The sequence below is a fragment of the Aquaspirillum soli genome, from assembly GCF_054781915.1.
In genome coordinates, this window is sequence record NZ_BAAGTM010000010.1 from 33,590 (window position 1) to 51,756 (window position 18,167).

The 18,167-nt window shown below is 50.9% G+C and carries 20 protein-coding genes; 12 read left to right on the forward strand and 8 right to left on the reverse strand.

Annotated elements, in window-relative coordinates; translation table 11 throughout:
- Positions 1 to 87: 87 nt before the first annotated feature.
- From ACYVJG_RS09575 to ACYVJG_RS09600, 6 genes are all read left to right on the forward strand, one after another.
- Entirely contained in the window at positions 88 to 636 is a 549-nt protein-coding gene (locus ACYVJG_RS09575; RefSeq protein ID WP_460430858.1) for a DUF2802 domain-containing protein, read from the forward strand.
- A 12-nt stretch (positions 637 to 648) separates the two neighbouring features.
- Positions 649 to 2,094, forward strand: a complete 1,446-nt coding sequence (gene fliK, locus ACYVJG_RS09580) for a flagellar hook-length control protein FliK (RefSeq protein WP_460430859.1) — start codon at positions 649 to 651, stop codon at positions 2,092 to 2,094.
- A complete protein-coding gene (locus ACYVJG_RS09585; RefSeq protein WP_460430860.1) occupies positions 2,087 to 2,416 on the forward strand; it encodes an EscU/YscU/HrcU family type III secretion system export apparatus switch protein in 330 nt (109 codons plus the stop codon). Before fliK ends, ACYVJG_RS09585 begins: the two co-directional genes overlap by 8 nt.
- A 2-nt stretch (positions 2,417 to 2,418) precedes the next feature.
- Positions 2,419 to 3,270 (forward strand): NAD(P)-dependent oxidoreductase, encoded by an 852-nt coding sequence (locus tag ACYVJG_RS09590; protein ID WP_460430861.1) that lies wholly within the window; start codon positions 2,419 to 2,421, stop codon positions 3,268 to 3,270.
- A 65-nt stretch (positions 3,271 to 3,335) separates the two neighbouring features.
- Positions 3,336 to 3,938 carry an LPP20 family lipoprotein gene (locus ACYVJG_RS09595; RefSeq protein ID WP_460430862.1) on the forward strand — a complete coding sequence of 201 codons (603 nt, stop codon included), beginning with the start codon at positions 3,336 to 3,338 and terminating at the stop codon, positions 3,936 to 3,938.
- 8 nt (positions 3,939 to 3,946) lie between these two features.
- Positions 3,947 to 5,128, forward strand: a complete 1,182-nt coding sequence (locus ACYVJG_RS09600) for a flagella assembly protein FlgT middle domain-containing protein (protein WP_460430863.1) — start codon at positions 3,947 to 3,949, stop codon at positions 5,126 to 5,128.
- A 39-nt stretch (positions 5,129 to 5,167) separates the two neighbouring features.
- Here the strand turns inward: ACYVJG_RS09600 and ACYVJG_RS09605 are convergent, their stop codons facing one another.
- Entirely contained in the window at positions 5,168 to 6,787 is a 1,620-nt protein-coding gene (locus ACYVJG_RS09605) for a DUF342 domain-containing protein (RefSeq protein WP_460430864.1), read from the reverse strand.
- A gap of 182 nt (positions 6,788 to 6,969) precedes the next feature.
- Here ACYVJG_RS09605 and hemE point away from each other — a divergent pair, with 182 nt between their 5' ends.
- From hemE to ACYVJG_RS09635, 6 genes are all read left to right on the forward strand, one after another.
- Positions 6,970 to 8,037, forward strand: a complete 1,068-nt coding sequence (hemE, locus tag ACYVJG_RS09610) for a uroporphyrinogen decarboxylase (protein ID WP_460430898.1) — start codon at positions 6,970 to 6,972, stop codon at positions 8,035 to 8,037.
- Positions 8,034 to 10,220 carry a primosomal protein N' gene (locus tag ACYVJG_RS09615; protein WP_460430865.1) on the forward strand — a complete coding sequence of 729 codons (2,187 nt, stop codon included), beginning with the start codon at positions 8,034 to 8,036 and terminating at the stop codon, positions 10,218 to 10,220. The genes hemE and ACYVJG_RS09615 overlap by 4 nt, the downstream gene beginning before the upstream one ends.
- A gap of 89 nt (positions 10,221 to 10,309) precedes the next feature.
- On the forward strand, positions 10,310 to 10,576 hold the full coding sequence (gene grxC, locus ACYVJG_RS09620; RefSeq protein WP_460430866.1) for a glutaredoxin 3: 267 nt from the start codon (positions 10,310 to 10,312) through the stop codon (positions 10,574 to 10,576).
- A gap of 98 nt (positions 10,577 to 10,674) precedes the next feature.
- Positions 10,675 to 11,124, forward strand: a complete 450-nt coding sequence (secB, locus tag ACYVJG_RS09625) for a protein-export chaperone SecB (RefSeq protein WP_460430867.1) — start codon at positions 10,675 to 10,677, stop codon at positions 11,122 to 11,124.
- Entirely contained in the window at positions 11,114 to 11,578 is a 465-nt protein-coding gene (locus ACYVJG_RS09630) for an SH3 domain-containing protein (protein WP_460430868.1), read from the forward strand. Before secB ends, ACYVJG_RS09630 begins: the two co-directional genes overlap by 11 nt.
- Positions 11,579 to 12,571 (forward strand): NAD(P)H-dependent glycerol-3-phosphate dehydrogenase, encoded by a 993-nt coding sequence (locus tag ACYVJG_RS09635; protein WP_460430869.1) that lies wholly within the window; start codon positions 11,579 to 11,581, stop codon positions 12,569 to 12,571.
- Here the strand turns inward: ACYVJG_RS09635 and ACYVJG_RS09640 are convergent.
- The 7 genes from ACYVJG_RS09640 to aceK form a co-directional block, all read right to left on the reverse strand.
- Entirely contained in the window at positions 12,568 to 12,708 is a 141-nt protein-coding gene (locus tag ACYVJG_RS09640; protein ID WP_460430870.1) for a DUF2256 domain-containing protein, read from the reverse strand. The two genes, ACYVJG_RS09635 and ACYVJG_RS09640, sit on opposite strands and share 4 nt — an antisense overlap.
- Before the next feature lie 68 nt (positions 12,709 to 12,776).
- Positions 12,777 to 13,529, reverse strand: coding sequence for an SDR family NAD(P)-dependent oxidoreductase (locus ACYVJG_RS09645; RefSeq protein ID WP_460430871.1), 753 nt, complete (start codon positions 13,527 to 13,529; stop codon positions 12,777 to 12,779).
- On the reverse strand, positions 13,526 to 14,326 hold the full coding sequence (folE2, locus tag ACYVJG_RS09650) for a GTP cyclohydrolase FolE2 (protein ID WP_460430899.1): 801 nt from the start codon (positions 14,324 to 14,326) through the stop codon (positions 13,526 to 13,528). Before folE2 ends, ACYVJG_RS09645 begins: the two co-directional genes overlap by 4 nt.
- 54 nt (positions 14,327 to 14,380) lie before the next feature.
- Positions 14,381 to 14,965, reverse strand: coding sequence for a glutathione peroxidase (locus tag ACYVJG_RS09655; RefSeq protein WP_460430872.1), 585 nt, complete (start codon positions 14,963 to 14,965; stop codon positions 14,381 to 14,383).
- Between the two features lie 99 nt (positions 14,966 to 15,064).
- Positions 15,065 to 15,697 (reverse strand): pseudouridine synthase, encoded by a 633-nt coding sequence (locus ACYVJG_RS09660; RefSeq protein WP_460430873.1) that lies wholly within the window; start codon positions 15,695 to 15,697, stop codon positions 15,065 to 15,067.
- Positions 15,698 to 15,909: 212 nt separating this feature from the next.
- The gene (locus ACYVJG_RS09665; RefSeq protein ID WP_460430874.1) at positions 15,910 to 16,236 is read right to left on the reverse strand and encodes a hypothetical protein; all 327 of its coding nucleotides are present in this window, start codon (positions 16,234 to 16,236) and stop codon (positions 15,910 to 15,912) included.
- 136 nt (positions 16,237 to 16,372) lie between these two features.
- Positions 16,373 to 18,121, reverse strand: a complete 1,749-nt coding sequence (gene aceK / locus ACYVJG_RS09670) for a bifunctional isocitrate dehydrogenase kinase/phosphatase (protein ID WP_460430875.1) — start codon at positions 18,119 to 18,121, stop codon at positions 16,373 to 16,375.
- Between the last annotated feature and the right edge of the window lie 46 nt (positions 18,122 to 18,167).

Consider the following 18,167-nt stretch of genomic DNA (forward strand, 5'->3'; position numbering starts at 1 on the left):
CAGTAGTAGAGTCACCTAAAACCACCTAGACTTTCTTAAAATAGCTTTTGCAGTCGTGTGTATTCTTTTATTTGATGGATTACCAATATGGAACATGCGGTTTCCTGGTCTGATCTAATTTGGGTATTGATGGCCCTTGCGGCTTTATATGCTCTGGAAATGTGGCTACTCCTACGCCGACATCGGCGGTCACAGTTGGATAGTCTTCATCTTGATACATTACAAAAACAAATGACTGCATTACAAAAAGACATGCGAGCCCTTGCACAGCGGATAGAACGCCTAGAAAGACGCCCTATGCGTGAAGAGGTGTTACGTCCTGTGGCCGATATTTCGCTGATACCTGACCCTGTGATCAATCCCCCTCCTCCCGCACCAGCACCGGTACCGTCACCGACAGAGTCGATACCAGAAACACCACCACCCCACATCCCTCCGCCACCAAAACCGATCAGTCCACCTCCGCGCACCAAAGTGGTGGATCCCTCTGTGCCTGATCCAAATAGCACGCCCTATCGGCGTGCAATTGAATTGGCCCGCAGTGGTGTTGCAGCAGCAGAAGTAGCACAGGCCTGTGGTATCTCACGTTCAGAGGCTGAACTGATTGTGGCTTTATATCGCCGAACCCCTTCTTGATGAGGTTTTCTTATGCAACAGGTTAATTCCGTTGCCGGTCTCAATCCGGTGCAATTGGCCCGCTTCGTCAAAGACGTCGGCAAGCCTCTTCTTGAAGTCAATCCCATCCCGCCACGCTTACCCTCACTTAAGGTAGGCGAAGAGGTAACAGCGAGGGTTGTCAACACCTTACCTGACAACCGCTTTGTGGTGATGGTAAAGAATAATCTACTGACACTAAACGTCAGCACCCGTGGTGAACAAGCACTTGGCGCGGAACCGGGCTCTTTAATGAAGTTAAAAGTGGCCTCGGTCGGCCCACGCTTAACCTTCACCATGGCGTCAGAGGTGGCCAACGAGCCCGTTAACCGCTCGATGAGCCGTGTCACACTGTCCGGTGCCACACGCTATTTGTCAGCACTGTTGCTACAAGCACGCAGTCAGTTCCCTTCAGAAAGTGGAGAGCCTCGTCTATCGGCACGCAATACGGCCTTTGGCCGTGACATGAATTGGAACAATCAAGCCGCAGGGAAAGTGGTTGATTTTGGCGCGGCTGCACTCGGTAAACAGGCTAATTTAACCACCCGATTAACCAGTCTTGCCAAACCTTGGCCTAGTCAAATGGCAGGAGTTGGCCCTTTGGTTAACACAGCACCCCATATCAAACCTGCCGCTAACACAGTCAATACACCTACTAATCATCAAACATCAGCTACTCCAACACAAACTAATGATGTCATGATGGAAAGTGGTGAGTTGCAACTTTCACCCCAGCAAAAAATACTGCTCTCACCAAAGTTAACAATACAGGATACCGCGCTTCCAGACAGTCAAACCTTAGCGGCTGGCTTGAAAAAATTGGTGTCTAGTAGCGGTTTATTTTATGAATCGCATCTGAAAGAATGGTTTAAAGGAGAACGTCCTTTAGCCGAGTTATTAGAACAACCTCAAGCAAAGGCCGAGTTGCCACGAGCCATCCTCAATTTACTCAAACCTACCGAAGGTCAAACGATTGATGAAGCTTTATTAGCTAATAAACTGGCCGACCTTGCGGGCAAGGGTGCAAATAAAGAGTCAAGCTCTGTCAATATGAGTCCCCTGCTTGGACAGATTGTGTCAAAACAACTCGACGTATTCGAATTTAGACAAGTCGCTTTTCAGGGTGAATTGTGGCCGGGACAATCTTTTATCCTGCAAATTGAACAGCCACCGGAAGAACAACGTACCGAAGAACGTCAAGCCTATGGCAGCGAAGAAGAAAGGACTTGGCACACCCGTCTTGCGATGGACTTACCCTCTCTTGGTGGTGTGGAAGCACGTTTAAGCGTTGGGCCACAGGGTGTGTCATTACATTTTGTGACCGAGCGAGGTGATGTCGCACAACTCATCGATACCCATCGCACGCGACTCCAACAAGGCTTTTTAAGCGCCGGCCTGTCACTGAACCAGTTCCAAATCGACCGGGGTTCGCATGACTAACCAACGCTATAAACGTCAAACCGCCGTTGCCCTTGCGTATGGTTCAGGGCAAACAGCACCACGGGTGGTTGCTAAAGGACGGGGCGAATTGGCCGAACGGATTATTGATCGCGCAAAAGAATCGGGGGTCTTTGTTCATGAATCACCGGAGTTGGTTAATCTGCTGATGCAAGTGGATTTAGATAGCAATATTCCGCCCGAGCTCTACCAAGCGGTTGCCGAAGTATTAGCATTTGTCTATTTTCTTGAACGACAAGCCGGTAATGACAGTGCTCTACCCCCTATTCCTGTCATGCCACCCCCACCACGAGGAGATTCCTAAACATGAATGTTGGTTATATTGGTCTTGGTATCATGGGACGCCCTTGCGCTTTGAACCTACTTAAAGCCGGACATCGCTTATTTGTTTATGCCCGTCGCCCAGAGAGTGCCGCTGAATTGGTTGCTGCAGGTGCCACATTCTGCCAATCACCCGCAGAGGTTGCACGACAGGTTGAAGTAGTCTGTTCTAATGTCTCAGATACCCCCGATGTTGAAGCAGTGATGTTGGGAGAGGAAGGGGTGATCGCTGGAGCACATCCGGGCCTCGTTGCCATTGACATGAGCACGATCAATCCGCTTACTGCCCGTCAAATTGCCGAGAAACTGGCAGCAGCAGGGGTAGACTTTTTAGATGCACCCGTCTCGGGGGGTGAGGTGGGAGCCACACAGGGCACCTTGACCATTATGGTCGGTGGGCGGGCCGAGGCATTGGCAAGAGCGATGCCGGTTTTACAAGCAATGGGACGCAGTATCACACATATTGGCGAGTCAGGTGCCGGCCAAATTGCTAAAGCATGTAATCAAATTATGGTTGGGATTCATATCGAAGCCGCAGCCGAAGCCATGAAATTAGCACGCGCAGCGGGTGTAGATCCTGCGAAAGTACGCGAGGCGCTGCTAGGTGGTTTTGCCGGTAGTCGTGTTTTAGACATACATGGTCAACGGATGATTGATGATAACTATGCCCCCGGATTCAAGGCAAAATTGCATCAAAAAGACATGGGGATTGTGGCAAACACTGCCGCAGCGTTAAACGTTGACTTACCTGCAGCCAAATTGGTTCAAGAAAAGATTGATCGTTTGGTGGCTCAAGGTGATGGAGAACTCGATTCGTCCGCGATTGCACGTTTTTGAGTGATTCGACAGCATCACGATATCCGTATATCGTATCGTCTTTTGTTTTTTCGAGGTGTGTGCTTATGTTACGTATTTTGACTTGTGCCACTGCGGTTTCACTGTTGGCCGCCTGCGTTCATCATCCCGCCCCTGCACCTGTGGTTTATGTCGATAAACCAGTACAGGTCACACCAAACAAAGTGCTCACTGATAACAGCGCCATCGGCTATGCTGGGCCGGGCTCGGTTGTTGTGCCACCAGCACCAGACTTAAACGCCTATAAACCAATTAAAGTCAGTGTCGTTGGTTATGGCGCGCGTCCAACCACCAAAGGACTGAGCACCACTCAGCGCCACCTGCTGGGAATGCGTGCCGCAAAATTAGATGCATATCGTGCGATTGCTGAACAAGTTCAAGGCTTACGCTTGGTGGGTAACAGTACGGTTGAATCTATGGCGGTGAAACATGATGGTTTCCGTACCTATGTGGATGCCTATTTGCGTGGTGTGAATGTCGTTTCCACCAGCAAAAATCGTGATGGTAGCTACGAAGCACGGGCTGAAATTGAAATTGATCGCGATTTCTACCGCCAATTCTTAATGGCCTATCAGTCGATGCAAGACAACACCGTAAAGAAGACCTCTGCTGCTACCCCGGTAAAGGGTAACTACTACCTCGCCCATTGATGCTTACTTTGTCCCGTTTTCCTTGTCGCACCACAGTATTGTTTGCCCTGCTAGGTGTGCTATGCAGTGGTACCCGCGCAGATACTGGCGTGGCACCACTGCAATATGGGCTAACTGTGGCTCGTGAAATGGCCTATCAAGATGCGCTACGCGAACGCAATCGCCGTCTTGGTATCCAAATTTCGGTCAGCGAAACCCTACAAAGTGATGGTACAGCCTATCAAGCAGGGAAATTGCGTGGCCGTGCGCTGTTTGATCGGCCTGCCATTATCGCCGAGCGACAAGAAAACAATTTGCTGTACCTTACTCTTGCCCCTGATTTTGGCGGTAGTTGTGTTGGGCAAGATAAACAGCCATTGCGCCGCAGCGTGTTAATCACCCCTTTTTGGCCGCCGGCACCTGATCGAGGAGGGAATGAGTTAGCCTCGGATTTACCTCACTGGCCCACTTGGTTTGGCCATCAACTTGCTAGCACTGGATGGTTTCGTACAGTTGGGGTGGCGCAATGGAGTCCATTGAACGATGCCCATTCACACCCCAGTAGCGGCAATGCCCAAGCGCGCCAGTTAGCAACACAACATCACGCACAATTTATTGTGGCAGGGCGAATTCTGGATGCCAGTGTGAGTGGACGGGGATGGCGGATTGGTCCTTGGCTATTGGGTGAAGATGCCGCACCACAACAAGAACGTGACTGGGCTGCACCGGTCTTGATGCAAAAACCCACTGCACGCCGTTGGCAATGGGAGATGTGGGTTCATGATGGCTTAACGGGGAATGTGCTGTGGCGCCAGCTATTTACCCACGATATGGCAGAAGCCAAGCCAGCACAGATTCAAGATTGGCTCGGAGAGATGGCCGCTCACATGACAGAAGCGCTCTCGTGTTTGCCTTTTACAGCACGAATTTTGCGGATTGAGAAAGGCCAGTTTTATCTTTCTGCGGGTGGAGAATCGTCCTTAGCGGTTGGTGATACGCTGTTAGTCTATCGTCAAGCACGCACTTTCCCTCTGGCCGCTACGACAACGGCTGATCCATTAGGATTGGCGGAACAAATTGTTGGCAGTGTTACCGTCACTCAAGTACAGCCTTTGTTAGCCGTTGCTACCGCCGCCGATGGCAATTTGCGCTCGGTGCAAGCAGGGGATTGGGTACGGCTTCCCCTTGCCCCCCGGCCACAAACAGATTAGGCGGATACGCTGTGCTTATCAGCCATACTGCACTATTTCTTAGCCATTTTTCTTCTCGGCATAGACCAATTGGCCTTCGGTGAGACGGAACACGCCACGGCCACAATCTTCTGCAATAAATTTTGAACGGCGCCCGACGGTAACCGTGGTGCCACCAAAAATACCTTCACGCACTGCAATATCGGCCTGATCTGCCAGCTTGGCTTCAGATAACAAAGCACGTTCCTCTTCCATCGCAGCGGAAATTTCCTCGGACACTTTACGCAAGGTATTACGCGCTCGGTCTAACATCTCGCGTTTATCAGGTTTTTCCTGTAACAATTTAATCAATTTACTGAGGTCGGCATGTTCCCGCACCTTTGCTGCGATGGCCTGTTTTTTTGCTTCCATCATCTGTTGCAACAAAGGATTCACTCCCACCGAAACACGCGTATGCCCACTGCCCGGCCCCCCCAAAAAATCGGCACTCACCCCCTGTGTGGCACGGATATAGCCACCCATGATGTAACCTTTCTTGGTGCCTTTTTTGCCAACCTCAATCCGATTCATCGCCATTACATCGGAATTGATTAAGGTTTCGCTGATATACACTGACTGTTCAGCAATCAAAATAGCATTTTCGACATACCGAGCGCGGATATTGCCCTTTGCACGAATGCGTGGTGCAGGGGCATCGCCTTCACCGTGCGCCCCTTGGCCAATAATCCCACCTTTGGCAATGATATTACCGCCGGCTTCAATGTCAGCTGCTTCGATCGTGCCTTCAACCGTCACATCACCACCGACTTTGATTTTCATGCCACTTTGCACATCTCCGGTAATCGTCAGGCTGCCAACAAAATCGACATTGCCGGTGCTGATATCTACCACTGCCATTTTGACCACAGGTTCAATATTGACCCCATCTCGCAATAACACTGGCTGACCGGCAACTGCCGCTCGCAACAAATTGGGATTTTCTGGATCAACCATTACCCCTTGCAAACGGCTGCCAAAGCGAGTGTCTTTACCGGGCGGTGGCGGAATATCTTCGCCCAACACATTTTTGCCTGCGACACCTAAGGTAGCTGGATGCCGTTGCATCACCGGCGCCCCTTCCGCCACCGTTGGAATTACACCAAGATCGCGTAAATCGACCTCACCCTTTTCATTCATGCGCGGATGACGTTCACGATTGACACTTACCAAAGGCTCAAACCACGCATCTTTGCCCTTCTCGGGAGCACGACCTTGAGCGACAAGCACCATTTCGCCGATCTGGTCACGCACAGCATTCAACACCGCTTTAGCATCTAAACCAAAGCTAATGCCTTCTTTTTGCAAAGCAGCCACAGCATCTTGTGGCGAAGCGACTTTTCCGCCCCAAGCAGGGGAAACTTTGAGATAAGCCGTCAGACGATCAGGCACCACTGTGACATCATAATGGGCATCAATTCTTTGCCCGATGACTTTAGAAAAGCCAGCCTCTTGGCTAAACGCCTGCACCACCACCCGCAGCGCATTTTCATCAATTTTCCAACCGGCATAACCTTGTTGTTCAACCCAACGCAACAAGCTAATGGGGTCGGTACGGGGCACATCGGCACCGTCAACCGGCGTATAGGTCAATACCAATTCGTTGGCATGGTTTTCATTCAGTGAGAGACCGGGCACAGGCATCTTGATCATCCTCTTGTTATGTCTTTCCGCCATTGCCAGCCACCGGCAATGCGAAATGGGCTGCCAAGCATAAAGACAGCAAGTGCGGCATTATCGTCTGTCTTGCCTTGACTGGCGAGTGTTGAACGGCACGAAACCGTTATACTTGTCGTTTCTGCCAATTTTTTTATCGTGAGAATATGATGCCCCCTCTACAAAACGATACTTTTTTACGTGCCCTGTTACGTCAACCGACTGAATACACCCCCATTTGGATGATGCGGCAAGCAGGGCGCTATTTGCCAGAATACCGCGCTACTCGTGCCCGTGCTGGCCACTTTTTGGCCTTATGCAAATCGCCAGAATTGGCAACCGAAGTGACTTTGCAACCGCTGGAACGCTTTCCCCTTGATGCAGCAATTTTATTCTCTGACATTCTGACGATTCCTGATGCAATGGGGTTAGGGCTGTATTTCGCTGAAGGTGAGGGGCCTAAATTCGAGCGGCCCGTGCGTGATGAAAAAGCGATTTTGGCGCTCAGCAAGCCCGATGTTGGCACCGAGTTGGCTTATGTTATGGATGCGGTCAGCAGCATTCGCCGCGCATTACAAGGTCGAGTGCCATTGATTGGTTTTAGCGGCAGTCCGTGGACTTTAGCCTGCTATATGGTCGAAGGCGGCGGTTCGGACGATTTCCGCCGCGTGAAAACCTTGGCTTATGATCGGCCAGATTTAATGCACCATCTCTTATCCGTCACCGCCGATACCGTCACGGATTATCTAAACGCCCAAATTGCTGCTGGCGCACAGGCGGTACAAATTTTTGATACGTGGGGCGGTGCTTTAGGTCATGCTGCCTATCGTGAATTCTCACTCTCTTATATGCAGCGGATTATCAGCGGTTTAACCCGTGAGGCCGAAGGCCGCCGCGTACCGGTGATTGTGTTTACCAAAAACGGTGGACAATGGATTGAAGATATTGCCGCGATTGGATGCGATGCCATCGGTTTAGATTGGACAACCGATCTTGCTGTGGCCAAACAAAAAGTCGGCAATAAAGTCGCGCTGCAAGGCAATTTTGATCCTGTCGCCTTACATGCTCAACCTGCTGCGATTGAGCGCGAGGTAGCACGCATCTTGGCAAGCTATGGTCACGGTCATGGTCATGTGTTTAATCTCGGTCATGGTATTGGCCAAACCGTTCCACCAGAACATGCCGCAGCTTTGGTCGAAGCAGTGCATCGTCTCTCCCGCCCTTATCACGCTGTATGACCTTGTTTGACACGCCCTACACGGTACAGGTGGCGTTAGATGTACCGTTAGATCGTTGTTTTGATTACACCACCTCGGCTGCCTTGGCAATTGGGCAGCGGGTGGTAGTGCCATTTGGCCCCCGCCAATTATGTGGTGTGGTAATGGGGCCCGGTAGCCTTGAGCCACCAGTCAAATTGCGCCCCATTCAGACAGTGCTAGACGATTTGCCGCCGCTACCGACTGCTTGGCTGGATTTGGTCAAATTTGCCTCCGATTACTATTTATATCCCCTAGGTGCGACACTCTTCACCGCCTTACCAACGCGTTTGCGGCAGCCCAAGGCATGGCAGGCAAAAACCGACCCGATCTATCGTTTAACTGAAGCTGGCAAATTATCAGCCCACTGCTCAACGCGCGCCCCCCGCCAACAAGCATTACTTGATGTGTTGCGACAACAGCCTTTATCCCTGTCTCATGCTAAACAACATTACCCAACAGCAGCCAAGTTGCTGGAAAAATGGCAGGGACAGGGATGGGTGTGCGTGGTGGACACGGCGACGGGTGAAACCCCACCGCTGGTCGTTGGCCCACAGCCGACCCTCAATACCGCACAAACGGATGTCGTACAAGCACTACAACAGACAGCCACCGGTTTTAGCGTGACCCTGTTACATGGCATCACCGGCAGTGGCAAAACAGAGGTCTATCTGCGTCGTATTACCGAGGTGTTAGCACAGGGTAAACAGGTGTTGGTGTTAGTCCCTGAAATCAGTCTCACTCCCCAGCTTGAAGCGCGTTTTCGGCATCGGTTTCCACACACACCTATGGTCAGCTTGCACAGCCAACTGGCCGAAGGCGAACGAGCACAGGCGTGGATTGCCGCATGGCAACAACAGGCGCAATTGGTGATTGGCACTCGATTGGCAGTATTTACGCCGCTACCAGCCCTCGGTTTAATCATCATTGATGAAGAACACGACAGTTCTTTTAAACAACAGGAAGGATTGCGCTATTCGGCACGCGATTTAGCCGTCTGGCGTGCTCGGCAAACCCAGATACCGATTGTGCTCGGTTCGGCCACACCAAGCCTCGAAACCCTCGCCAATGTCCAAAGTGGTCGTTATCGCTATTTGGCTTTGAATCAACGCGCCTCCGGCGCCCCTCTGCCTAACGTGCAACTGGTCGATATTCGGCAACAGCCACTCGATGCCGGTCTCTCTCCACCGGCATTGGCCGCCATCAACCACCGCTTGCAGCAAGGCCAACTGAGTTTGGTGTATGTCAATCGTCGCGGTTATGCCCCAGCATTGGCGTGTGGTGAATGTGGTTGGCTGGCGGCATGTCCTTGTTGTTCTGCCCGTTTGGTGTGGCATAAACCACAACAGCGGCTGCGCTGCCATCATTGTGGCCACCAACAACAGATTCCCCCTGCTTGTCCCAGCTGTGGCAATGTGGATTTACGTCCCTTAGGACAAGGCACGCAACGACTGGAAGAAGCATTACAACAGCACTTCCCCCATGCCCGTATTGCGCGCATTGATCGCGATACCATGCAACGCAAAAGTGGCTGGGATGCACTATTGGGTAAAATTGCCCGACATGAATTAGATATTTTGGTTGGCACACAAATGTTGGCCAAGGGACATGATTTTCCGGCGCTGGCCTTGGTTGTGGTATTAAATGCCGATGGTGCGCTGTATAGCGCCAGCTATCGCGCAAGTGAGACCCTATTCGCTGAATTAACCCAAGTGGCAGGACGAGCCGGACGGGCAGACAAACGTGGTGAAGTGTTAATTCAAACCCAACTGCCACAAGACCGCCTGTATCAAGCCTTGGTAAAACATGATTTCCAAGGGTATACCCAACATCTGTTGCAAGAACGACAACAACTCGGTTGGCCGCCGTATTGTTATCAAGCCTTGTTGCGTGCTGATGCCCCACAGCTGGCAACGGCCTTGGCTTTTTTAGAACAGATTTATCAAGATTGGCACACGCAAGGGGAAGTCTATTTATTCCCCCCGCAACCCGCTGCGATGACTCGCTTAGCCAATCGAGAACGAGCCCATTTATTGTGGCAAGCCGAACACCGCAACCCGTTGCGCGCCGTGATGCAAGCACTCCGTCCCCATCTGGCCCAATATGCCCGTGCCTATGGTCATGGCTTACGCTGGTCGTTAGAGATTGATCCTTGGGAGGCCTAAAGCATCTTGCTAGACTTTACTCTCATCCCCATGTGCAAGGTCTGCAATAGACTAATGACTTATCTCACCGAGGAAAAGGAAACCGCACCATGACCGCCACTGCCAAAGTTCGCATGTATACCAGCGCTGTTTGTCCCTATTGCCAGATGGCAGAACGTTTGTTGCAACAAAAAGGGGTGGGTGATATTGAAAAAATTCGCGTTGACCTAGACCCAACACAACGTGAAGCGATGATGGAATTAACAGGTCGTCGTACTGTGCCACAGATTTTTGTCGGGGATACCCATGTTGGCGGCTATGACGATTTATCTGCACTGGATCGGGCAGGGAAATTAGACGTATTGTTAAGCGCCTAAATGCACGCTAACAGCAATTTCTGTTATTCTCAAATCTCCTTCTTTTTTCACCTATCGGCCCGTTTTGCGGGCCGCTGTTTTAGAAAGTTTTCTTTGCCATGAGCGAACAAAAAGAGCTGCAACCCACTTTCTCGATTGAAAAAATCTACGTCAAAGACCTGTCGCTCGAAATTCCAAATGCACCACAAGTGTTTTTGGAGCGCGAATCCCCAGAAATTGATCTGCAATTGAATCTGGGTGCACAACAGCTGGAAGAAGGGATTTTCGAAAGCTCGATCACTGTCACCGTCACCGCCAAATTGGCAGACAGCAAAACCATGTTCTTGGTAGAAGCCACCCAAGCGGGTATCTTCCAAATTCGTCATATTCCAGCCGAAGAATTAGATCCTATCCTCGGTGTAGCATGCCCAAATATCCTGTTCCCTTACTTGCGTGAAACAGTGTCTGACGTCGTCAACCGCGCAGGCTTCCCACCTGTTTTATTGTCGCCCATCAACTTCGATGCGCTGTACGCACAACGTGTCGCTCAAGCTAGCAATGAAGCGTAAAACACGCCAACGGGTGTCAATCGCTGGCCTAGCAGGGGGATTTGCCCTGCTGCTGGCGATGCCGGCCTCGGCGCTAGAATTCCGCTCAGTCAAACAACATGGCAGCATCCTCTACGATGCGCCGGCGAGTTCAGCAAAAAAACTGTTCGTGGTCAGCCGTGGCTATCCGGTAGAAGTGTTAGCAGAACAAAATGGTTGGTCACGGATACGCGATGCGTCCGGCGGTATTGCTTGGATTGCAACACCTGACTTGCTAAAACAACGCACTGTTGTTGTAACCTCGGAACAAGCCGAAGTCCGCCAAGCACCACAAGCCACCGCCCCCCTGTTATTCACTGTGGCAAAAGACGGAGTTTTAGAGCTGATAGAGCCACCCAAAGGGGGATGGGTCAAAGTGAAACACCGTGATGGTGTCAGCGGTTATGCCCGCATTCAGTTTTTTTGGGGTCTGTAAATGCGTTTAACCGTACTCGGTGCTGGTGCGTGGGGTACGGCCCTCGCCATCGCTTATGCGCGGCATCCAGAACATCAGGTGACCCTGTGGGCACGTGATGCACAACATATCGCACAACTGGCACAACAAAGTGAAAACAGCCGCTATCTTGCCGGTGCACCCTTACCGCCATCACTTGCTCTCAGTGCTGATTTTTCGGCAGCGGTGAGTGATGCAGACTTGCTGTTGGTCGTTACGCCAATGGCAGGGTTACGCCCGACATTGCAACAGCTGGTAGAGCAACAACAGTGCAAACCGCTGTTGTGGGCGTGTAAAGGGATTGAAGCCAACACCGGCTTATTACCGCATCAAGTGGTTGCTGAGTGTTATCCCGCCGATGTGCCCGTTGGTGTGTTGTCTGGCCCTAGCTTTGCCAAAGAAGTGGCAGCCGATTTGCCGGCGGCCTTAGTGTTGGCTTCGCATGATGTCGATTTTGCCGACCGAACCGCCCAAGCCTTACACCATTCCCGTTTGCGTTTATATGCCAGCCACGATGTGATTGGTGTCGAAATCGGCGGTGCAGTAAAAAATGTGATGGCGATTGCGGCAGGTATGGCTGATGGTTTGCAGTTCGGCATGAATAGCCGTGCAGCGTTAATTACCCGAGGATTGGCAGAGATGGCACGTTTGGCCAGCCGTTTGGGAGGTGAAGCGCATACGCTGTCGGGATTGGCTGGTATGGGTGATTTGATTTTAACCTGCACCGGCGATTTATCACGCAACCGTCGGGTTGGACAAGCCCTCGCCAGTGGCAAGACCTTGCCACAAATTTTGGCAGAACTCGGTCATGTTGCCGAGGGCGTCGCAACCGCCTATGAAACACAACGGCTGGCACAGGCGCTACAGGTGGATATGCCAATCACCGAAACCGTGTGTGCAATTTTATCTGGCACGGTCAGTATTCATACTGCCGTCAGTCAATTACTAGAACGTGGCCCGCGCCACGAATTCTAAGCACGGCGCTGTTGGCGACAACGAGTCGAACAATAGCGCACCTCGTCCCATACTTTGGCCCATTTTTTACGCCAGAAAAAAGGACGGCCACAGCATAGACAAATTTTGCTCGGCAAGGTCAGTTTGTGATGTGTCATAGCAAAAAAGGGCGGTTTTCACCGCCCAATCAGGGAGAACGCTGCACGCGCCGTTTCCGCTGGTGAGGTTAGACAGCTGGACGTTGTAAACTGGCTTGACCACCATCCACGGCAATCACTTGCCCCGTGATATGGCGCGCCGCTGGTGACAATAAGAAAGCCATCAAACCAGCAACATCTTCGGGCTCGGCCACTTGTCCTAATGGATTCATGCTTTGCATCCGCGCTTCGGCCTCTGGGTTGGCTAAGAAACGGGCAGCTAATGGCGTCCGCGTTAAGCCCGGCATCACCGTATTTACCCGAATACCTTTATTGGCATAACTGGCAGCGGCACTCATCGCCAACGCAGCCACGGCAGCTTTTGCACTGGCTACGGCTTCATGATTAGGAAAACCACTGTGCGGCATCGCCACCAACGAGCCTACCAACACCGCTGCGGCAGGATGGCGACGCTTTAAGGCCAAGGCAGTGAAAGCGCGCAGCGCGCTAAACGCAGTAAATGCATTTTGCCGCCACACCGTTTCAAACTCATCTTCACGACACAGGTGCAGCGGTTTTAAGCTGATGGAGCCAACACAATGTGCAAAACCGTCTATCACCGGATGGTGTTCAGCCAGTTGCTGAATGGCCTGTTCTGCTGCACCACTGACAGTTAAATCCGCGCTTATGTAAGCAGTCTCTGACCCCAGCTCTGCCGCCAATTGTGCCAGCTTGCTTTCATCCCGTGCTAGCAATAACAGTTGGTGGCCTTGTTGGTGCAGTTGCTGTGCCAAGACACGGCCAATCCCACCTGTGGCACCTGTGATTAAAATTGTGCTCATGCGGCCACACTCGCCGAGGGCCGTTGCCAGCGAACGCGGGCAAAGGCAGAGTGGTTGTGAATCGACTCAAAGTTTTCGCTTTCCACTACAAAGCGATCAATTCGGCTGTCTTCGCGTAATGCCAAGGCAATCTCACGGACTAAGTCTTCGACAAACTTTGGATTGTCATAGGCACGCTCAGTCACCCATTTTTCATCAGGGCGTTTGAGCAGACCAAAGACTTCACACGAGGCTTTTTCTTCTGCGATTCTGACCAATTCCTCAATCGACATCGCTGCATTCAACGCCACACGCAAGGTGATTTCTGAACGTTGATTGTGTGCGCCATAGCGAGAAATTTGTTTGGAACAAGGACAAAGGCTGGTCACCGGGGCTTTAACTTCTAATTCAAACTGCCATCCCTGTTCTGCACTCAAGCGACCAGTAAAACTGGCTTGCACGTCCAACAAACTTTGCACCCCCGAGACCGGCGCGGTCTTACGAATGAAGTAGGGGAAAGCCATGCAAACCTCACCGTCAGCAGCGTGAAGGCGCGTCGTCATTTCGGATAAAAACTGTTGAAAGCTGGCAAAGTCAAACGCGCCATCAAAAGCCTCGATATGTTCGACAAAGCGCGACATGTGCGTGCCTTTTTGATCGGATGGCAGCGAAACATACATATCTAAGGTAGCCACCGTGCTTTGGGCACCAGTTGCCGTTGCGATGGAAACCGGAAAACGCAGGGCTTTGATGCCCACTTGGTCAATAGCAAGGCCAAAGTCTTGCTGCGTGGCTTGGACATCAGGGAGGATTTCCAGTGCGCTCATGGTGTGAGTTCCTTGCAAAAGAATGGGGGGTGAGTCACAAGAGGGTTAGCTCGCAGCAAGATAAGGCCGCAGCACATTTTGGATAGCGGCACTATCAGGCTCGACAGAACTGCCAAAGCTCAAGACTTTGCTTGCCTGCGGCAAGATCACGTATTTGTGAAAATTCCAGCGTGGGCTTTCGCCGGTGGCGGTACGCAGTTGTTGGTAGAACGGCATCGCATGCGGCCCCCGCACAACCGATTTTTCAATCATCGGGAACTGCACGAAGTAGGTCAGCTTGCAAAAGTCAGCGATTTCTTTATTGCTGGTTAACTCTTGCAAAAAGTCATTACTTGGAAAACCCACCACCAACAAACGGCCCTGATGTTGGCGGTAGAGCTGTTCTAGTTTTTCAAACTGCGGTGTGTAGCCACATTTGCTTGCGGTGTTAACGACCAAAATCGGGCGGTCTGCGTACTGACACAGGTTGATTTTTTCACCTTGTAGGGTGGTGAAACGGTGGTCGAGTAGTGCAGGACATTTTGGTGAGGCGGCGTGGCTCTCGCCACTCCACCATAAAGCTGCACCAAACAGTGCGACACCACACCAACTAAGACGTTGCCAATTTGGCCGAGACACGCGAGCAGACATGCTGGGACTCCCGCAAAGCAGATTGATTTAGATCAATTTATGCCCCACCTGACCCTTTGTCAAGAAATTTGTCTTATTTTTGTACTGAACAAATTAAGGTTATTTGTGGTTTGTCCATCTTGTTTGTCGAATAGCAGGAAGCGACGGTTTCACGCGTTTGGGCGGGGCAGGTGGCAACAAAGCTTGTTTCTCGCTGTCGGAAAGTTCGCGCCATGCGCCCAAGGGCAAATCTGCTAACTGTAATTCGCCAATTGCAACCCGAACCAAGCGTAAAGTGGGTAGCCCAACTTTGGCAGTCATCCGCCGTACTTGGCGGTTTTTGCCTTCTTTCAGGATGATTTCTAGCCACGAGGTGGGGATATTTTTGCGAAACCGCACCGGTGGTTGTCGTGGCCACAGCGTGGGTTCTGCGATCTGTCGAGCTTGGGCGGGTTGTGTCACAAAGTCGCCTAAATCGACGCCTTGTTGTAGTTGGGTGATTTGTTGTGGCGAGGGGATGCCCTCCACTTGCACCCAATAGGTTTTGGCTTGTTTGAAACGGGGGTGTGCAATCAGATGTTGTAACGGGCCATCATCGGTGAGAAGTACCAAGCCTTCGCTATCGGTGTCGAGGCGGCCAGCGGGATAGATTTTTGGCACAGGGACGTAGTCGGCTAGGGATTGGTGGGGGGGTGATGGGCTAAATTGGCAAATCACGCCGTAGGGTTTGTTGAGTAGGATGACTTTTGACATAGAAAGATGAGTTTTTGAACGGTAATAAGGTTCGGGGGCGGTTTTTTAGCATATTTGTGTGGCGATAGGGCGATGATGTTGCGGTGAGGCAAGCGGGGGTAGGGGTGAAGCGGTGTATTTGTGTGGCGTTTTGAGTAATTTGAGTAATTGGTGCGTCGCCCCTGCGGGGTGACGGCACCGTACGGATAAACGTTTTACCCGCCTTACAGTTTTTAACTAGGCATTTTTTTGTACCTTGCTGCACTGGTAAACAAATCACCGACTCGGGTTCTTACGCCTATTTGGTCTAACTGATAACCGCGATTTTCCATAATCTGACGAACCATACGCCCTGTCATTTGCTTACAGCGATCCTGACGGATTTCTTCTCCGAATTTTGCGACCAGTTGTGGCTGTAGCCCTTCCAGCGCAGGCCGCTGAAGAAAAGTTGTTGTCTCAAGACACGCCAAAGCCTCTGCTGTATTCAGGAAGTCCCAAATGGCTTTCCCTAGTGGAGTTTCAGCCAAATCAGAGAAAGAGCCTGCATCAAATCCAAACATGGAAAATTTCCTTTTTTAGTTGCAGAAAAACCATTCTGACATATCTAATTAAACATGTCTAATTATACAGATCAAAAACATCCATCTTAGCTGGGTAGGTTGGGTTGAAAAAATCAACCCAACGGCCCAAAAAACATTAAGCAAATTGATGACAGAAACGCAGGGCCTGTGGATAGGGATAGAAGTCTTCCATGTGACCTGCGCGAATTTTCTGTTGTCGCTCAATCCAAAACTCCGCGCTTAACAAATCGCGGTGATACTTCAAGAACATCCGCCGAGTTTCGTGATTGCCAAGCAAGAAAGTCGCAAACTCCTCGGGGAAGACATCATTTTTCGCCACCGGATACCACGGCTCGGACGACATCTCCATCTCCGGCGTGGGTGCCGGTGGGATTTTGCGGAAATTACAATCGGTCATGTACTCGATTTCATCGTAGTCATAAAAAATCACCCGACCATAACGCGTTACCCCGAAGTTCTTCCACAACATATCCCCCGGGAAAATATTCGCCGTCGCCAACTCACGAATCGCATCGCCATACTCTTTAATCGCGTGCTCTTTCTGCTCCGGTGTTGCATTCTCGATATACATATTCAACGGCTTCATCCGCCGCTCAATATACAAATGTTGAATCACAATGCTGTCTTCGGTTTCTTCAATAATCGATGGCGCCAATGTGCGTAATTGCTCCATCAACTCAGGATCAAAACGGTGTTTCGGAAACGCAACATTTGAAAAATCCAACGTATCCGCCATCCGCCCAACACGATCATGTTGCTTCACCAACTGATATTTCCGTTTCACCGTTGCATGATCAACTTCCTTACTCGTACCAAACACATCTTTAATAATCTTGAACACAAACGGGAACGACGGCAGCAAAAACACCAACATCACCAAACCCGGAATACCGGGGGCAATCACAAAATTGTCGTTGGAATGTTGCAGATGGTGCATGAAATCACGGTAAAAAATATTCTTACCCTGTTTTTGTAAGCCCAACATGGTGTAAAGCTCGGCCTTGGTTTTAGTCGGCAAAATCGAGCGCAAGAATTGCACATAACCCGAAGGCGCTTCCATTTCCACCAAGAAATACGCCCGTGAAAACGAGAACAACACGCCAATCCGCCACGCCTCTAACAACACCGTGTCTAAACGCAAACGGCCATCGTCGTTAAACATCACCGGCACGGCAAAAGGATAAACCTGTGCGCCGTTGACCACTTTACCAATGATCCACGCGGTTTTATTGCGATAAAAAGCCGAGTGCAGAATTTGGATTTGATAACTCACCTCGGGCTGTGGCCACGCGCCGCCAAGATGATTAAACACCGCCCGCATCACATGCTGAATATCACGCTGTAAATCAGCAAACGGCGTTTTCCAACCAAAATCTTCGATGATTTTACGAATGGTGGCGCGTAGACCTGTTTTGGCAGGGTAGTAGCTGCGATAGGTGGGCGGGTCGGTTTCAATGTACTCGGTCGAAATCACCGGCCGCACAAAAATAAAATCGTTATTGAAGTAGTTACGATGCAAGATGCGGGTGAACACCGAGTTGAAAAAAGTCTCGGCCAATTCGGGTTGGCGATGATTCACCAACAAACCGATAAAGTGCAGCTTAACCTGCTGCCACACCGTTTCATCCAACGACTGCGCCTGAAATTCATCTTGTAAACGAGCGGTGGTTTCTGTCACACGCTCATCATAAAAATCAATCCGCTCTTGGATGGTGCGTTGCATCCCCATCCAATCTTGCGCTTCAAATTGCGACTTGGCACGTGCGCTACACTCACGGAACAAACGGTAATGACGATTAAAACCATCGACTAAAGCTTGGGCAATGTCCCATGCAATTGGATGGCGAGTGACAGCGATATTCATAAAACAAGCACCCCTCTTTTGATTATTTGTTTTGTGTGTTACGGAC

Bases quoted from the DNA above. Each gene is read 5' to 3' on its own strand.
- ACYVJG_RS09660 (WP_460430873.1), bottom strand. From the start codon at position 15,697: ATGTCAAAAGTCATCCTACTCAACAAACCCTACGGCGTGATTTGCCAA.
- ACYVJG_RS09655 (WP_460430872.1), bottom strand. From the start codon at position 14,965: ATGTCTGCTCGCGTGTCTCGGCCAAATTGGCAACGTCTTAGTTGGTGT.
- ACYVJG_RS09585 (WP_460430860.1), top strand. From the start codon at position 2,087: ATGACTAACCAACGCTATAAACGTCAAACCGCCGTTGCCCTTGCGTAT.
- ACYVJG_RS09575 (WP_460430858.1), top strand. From the start codon at position 88: ATGGAACATGCGGTTTCCTGGTCTGATCTAATTTGGGTATTGATGGCC.
- ACYVJG_RS09665 (WP_460430874.1), bottom strand. From the start codon at position 16,236: ATGTTTGGATTTGATGCAGGCTCTTTCTCTGATTTGGCTGAAACTCCA.
- ACYVJG_RS09605 (WP_460430864.1), bottom strand. From the start codon at position 6,787: ATGCCTGTGCCCGGTCTCTCACTGAATGAAAACCATGCCAACGAATTG.
- ACYVJG_RS09615 (WP_460430865.1), top strand. From the start codon at position 8,034: ATGACCTTGTTTGACACGCCCTACACGGTACAGGTGGCGTTAGATGTA.
- ACYVJG_RS09640 (WP_460430870.1), bottom strand. From the start codon at position 12,708: ATGACACATCACAAACTGACCTTGCCGAGCAAAATTTGTCTATGCTGT.
- grxC (WP_460430866.1), top strand. From the start codon at position 10,310: ATGACCGCCACTGCCAAAGTTCGCATGTATACCAGCGCTGTTTGTCCC.
- aceK (WP_460430875.1), bottom strand. From the start codon at position 18,121: ATGAATATCGCTGTCACTCGCCATCCAATTGCATGGGACATTGCCCAA.
- secB (WP_460430867.1), top strand. From the start codon at position 10,675: ATGAGCGAACAAAAAGAGCTGCAACCCACTTTCTCGATTGAAAAAATC.
- ACYVJG_RS09590 (WP_460430861.1), top strand. From the start codon at position 2,419: ATGAATGTTGGTTATATTGGTCTTGGTATCATGGGACGCCCTTGCGCT.
- ACYVJG_RS09595 (WP_460430862.1), top strand. From the start codon at position 3,336: ATGTTACGTATTTTGACTTGTGCCACTGCGGTTTCACTGTTGGCCGCC.
- ACYVJG_RS09635 (WP_460430869.1), top strand. From the start codon at position 11,579: ATGCGTTTAACCGTACTCGGTGCTGGTGCGTGGGGTACGGCCCTCGCC.
- ACYVJG_RS09645 (WP_460430871.1), bottom strand. From the start codon at position 13,529: ATGAGCACAATTTTAATCACAGGTGCCACAGGTGGGATTGGCCGTGTC.
- ACYVJG_RS09630 (WP_460430868.1), top strand. From the start codon at position 11,114: ATGAAGCGTAAAACACGCCAACGGGTGTCAATCGCTGGCCTAGCAGGG.
- hemE (WP_460430898.1), top strand. From the start codon at position 6,970: ATGCCCCCTCTACAAAACGATACTTTTTTACGTGCCCTGTTACGTCAA.
- fliK (WP_460430859.1), top strand. From the start codon at position 649: ATGCAACAGGTTAATTCCGTTGCCGGTCTCAATCCGGTGCAATTGGCC.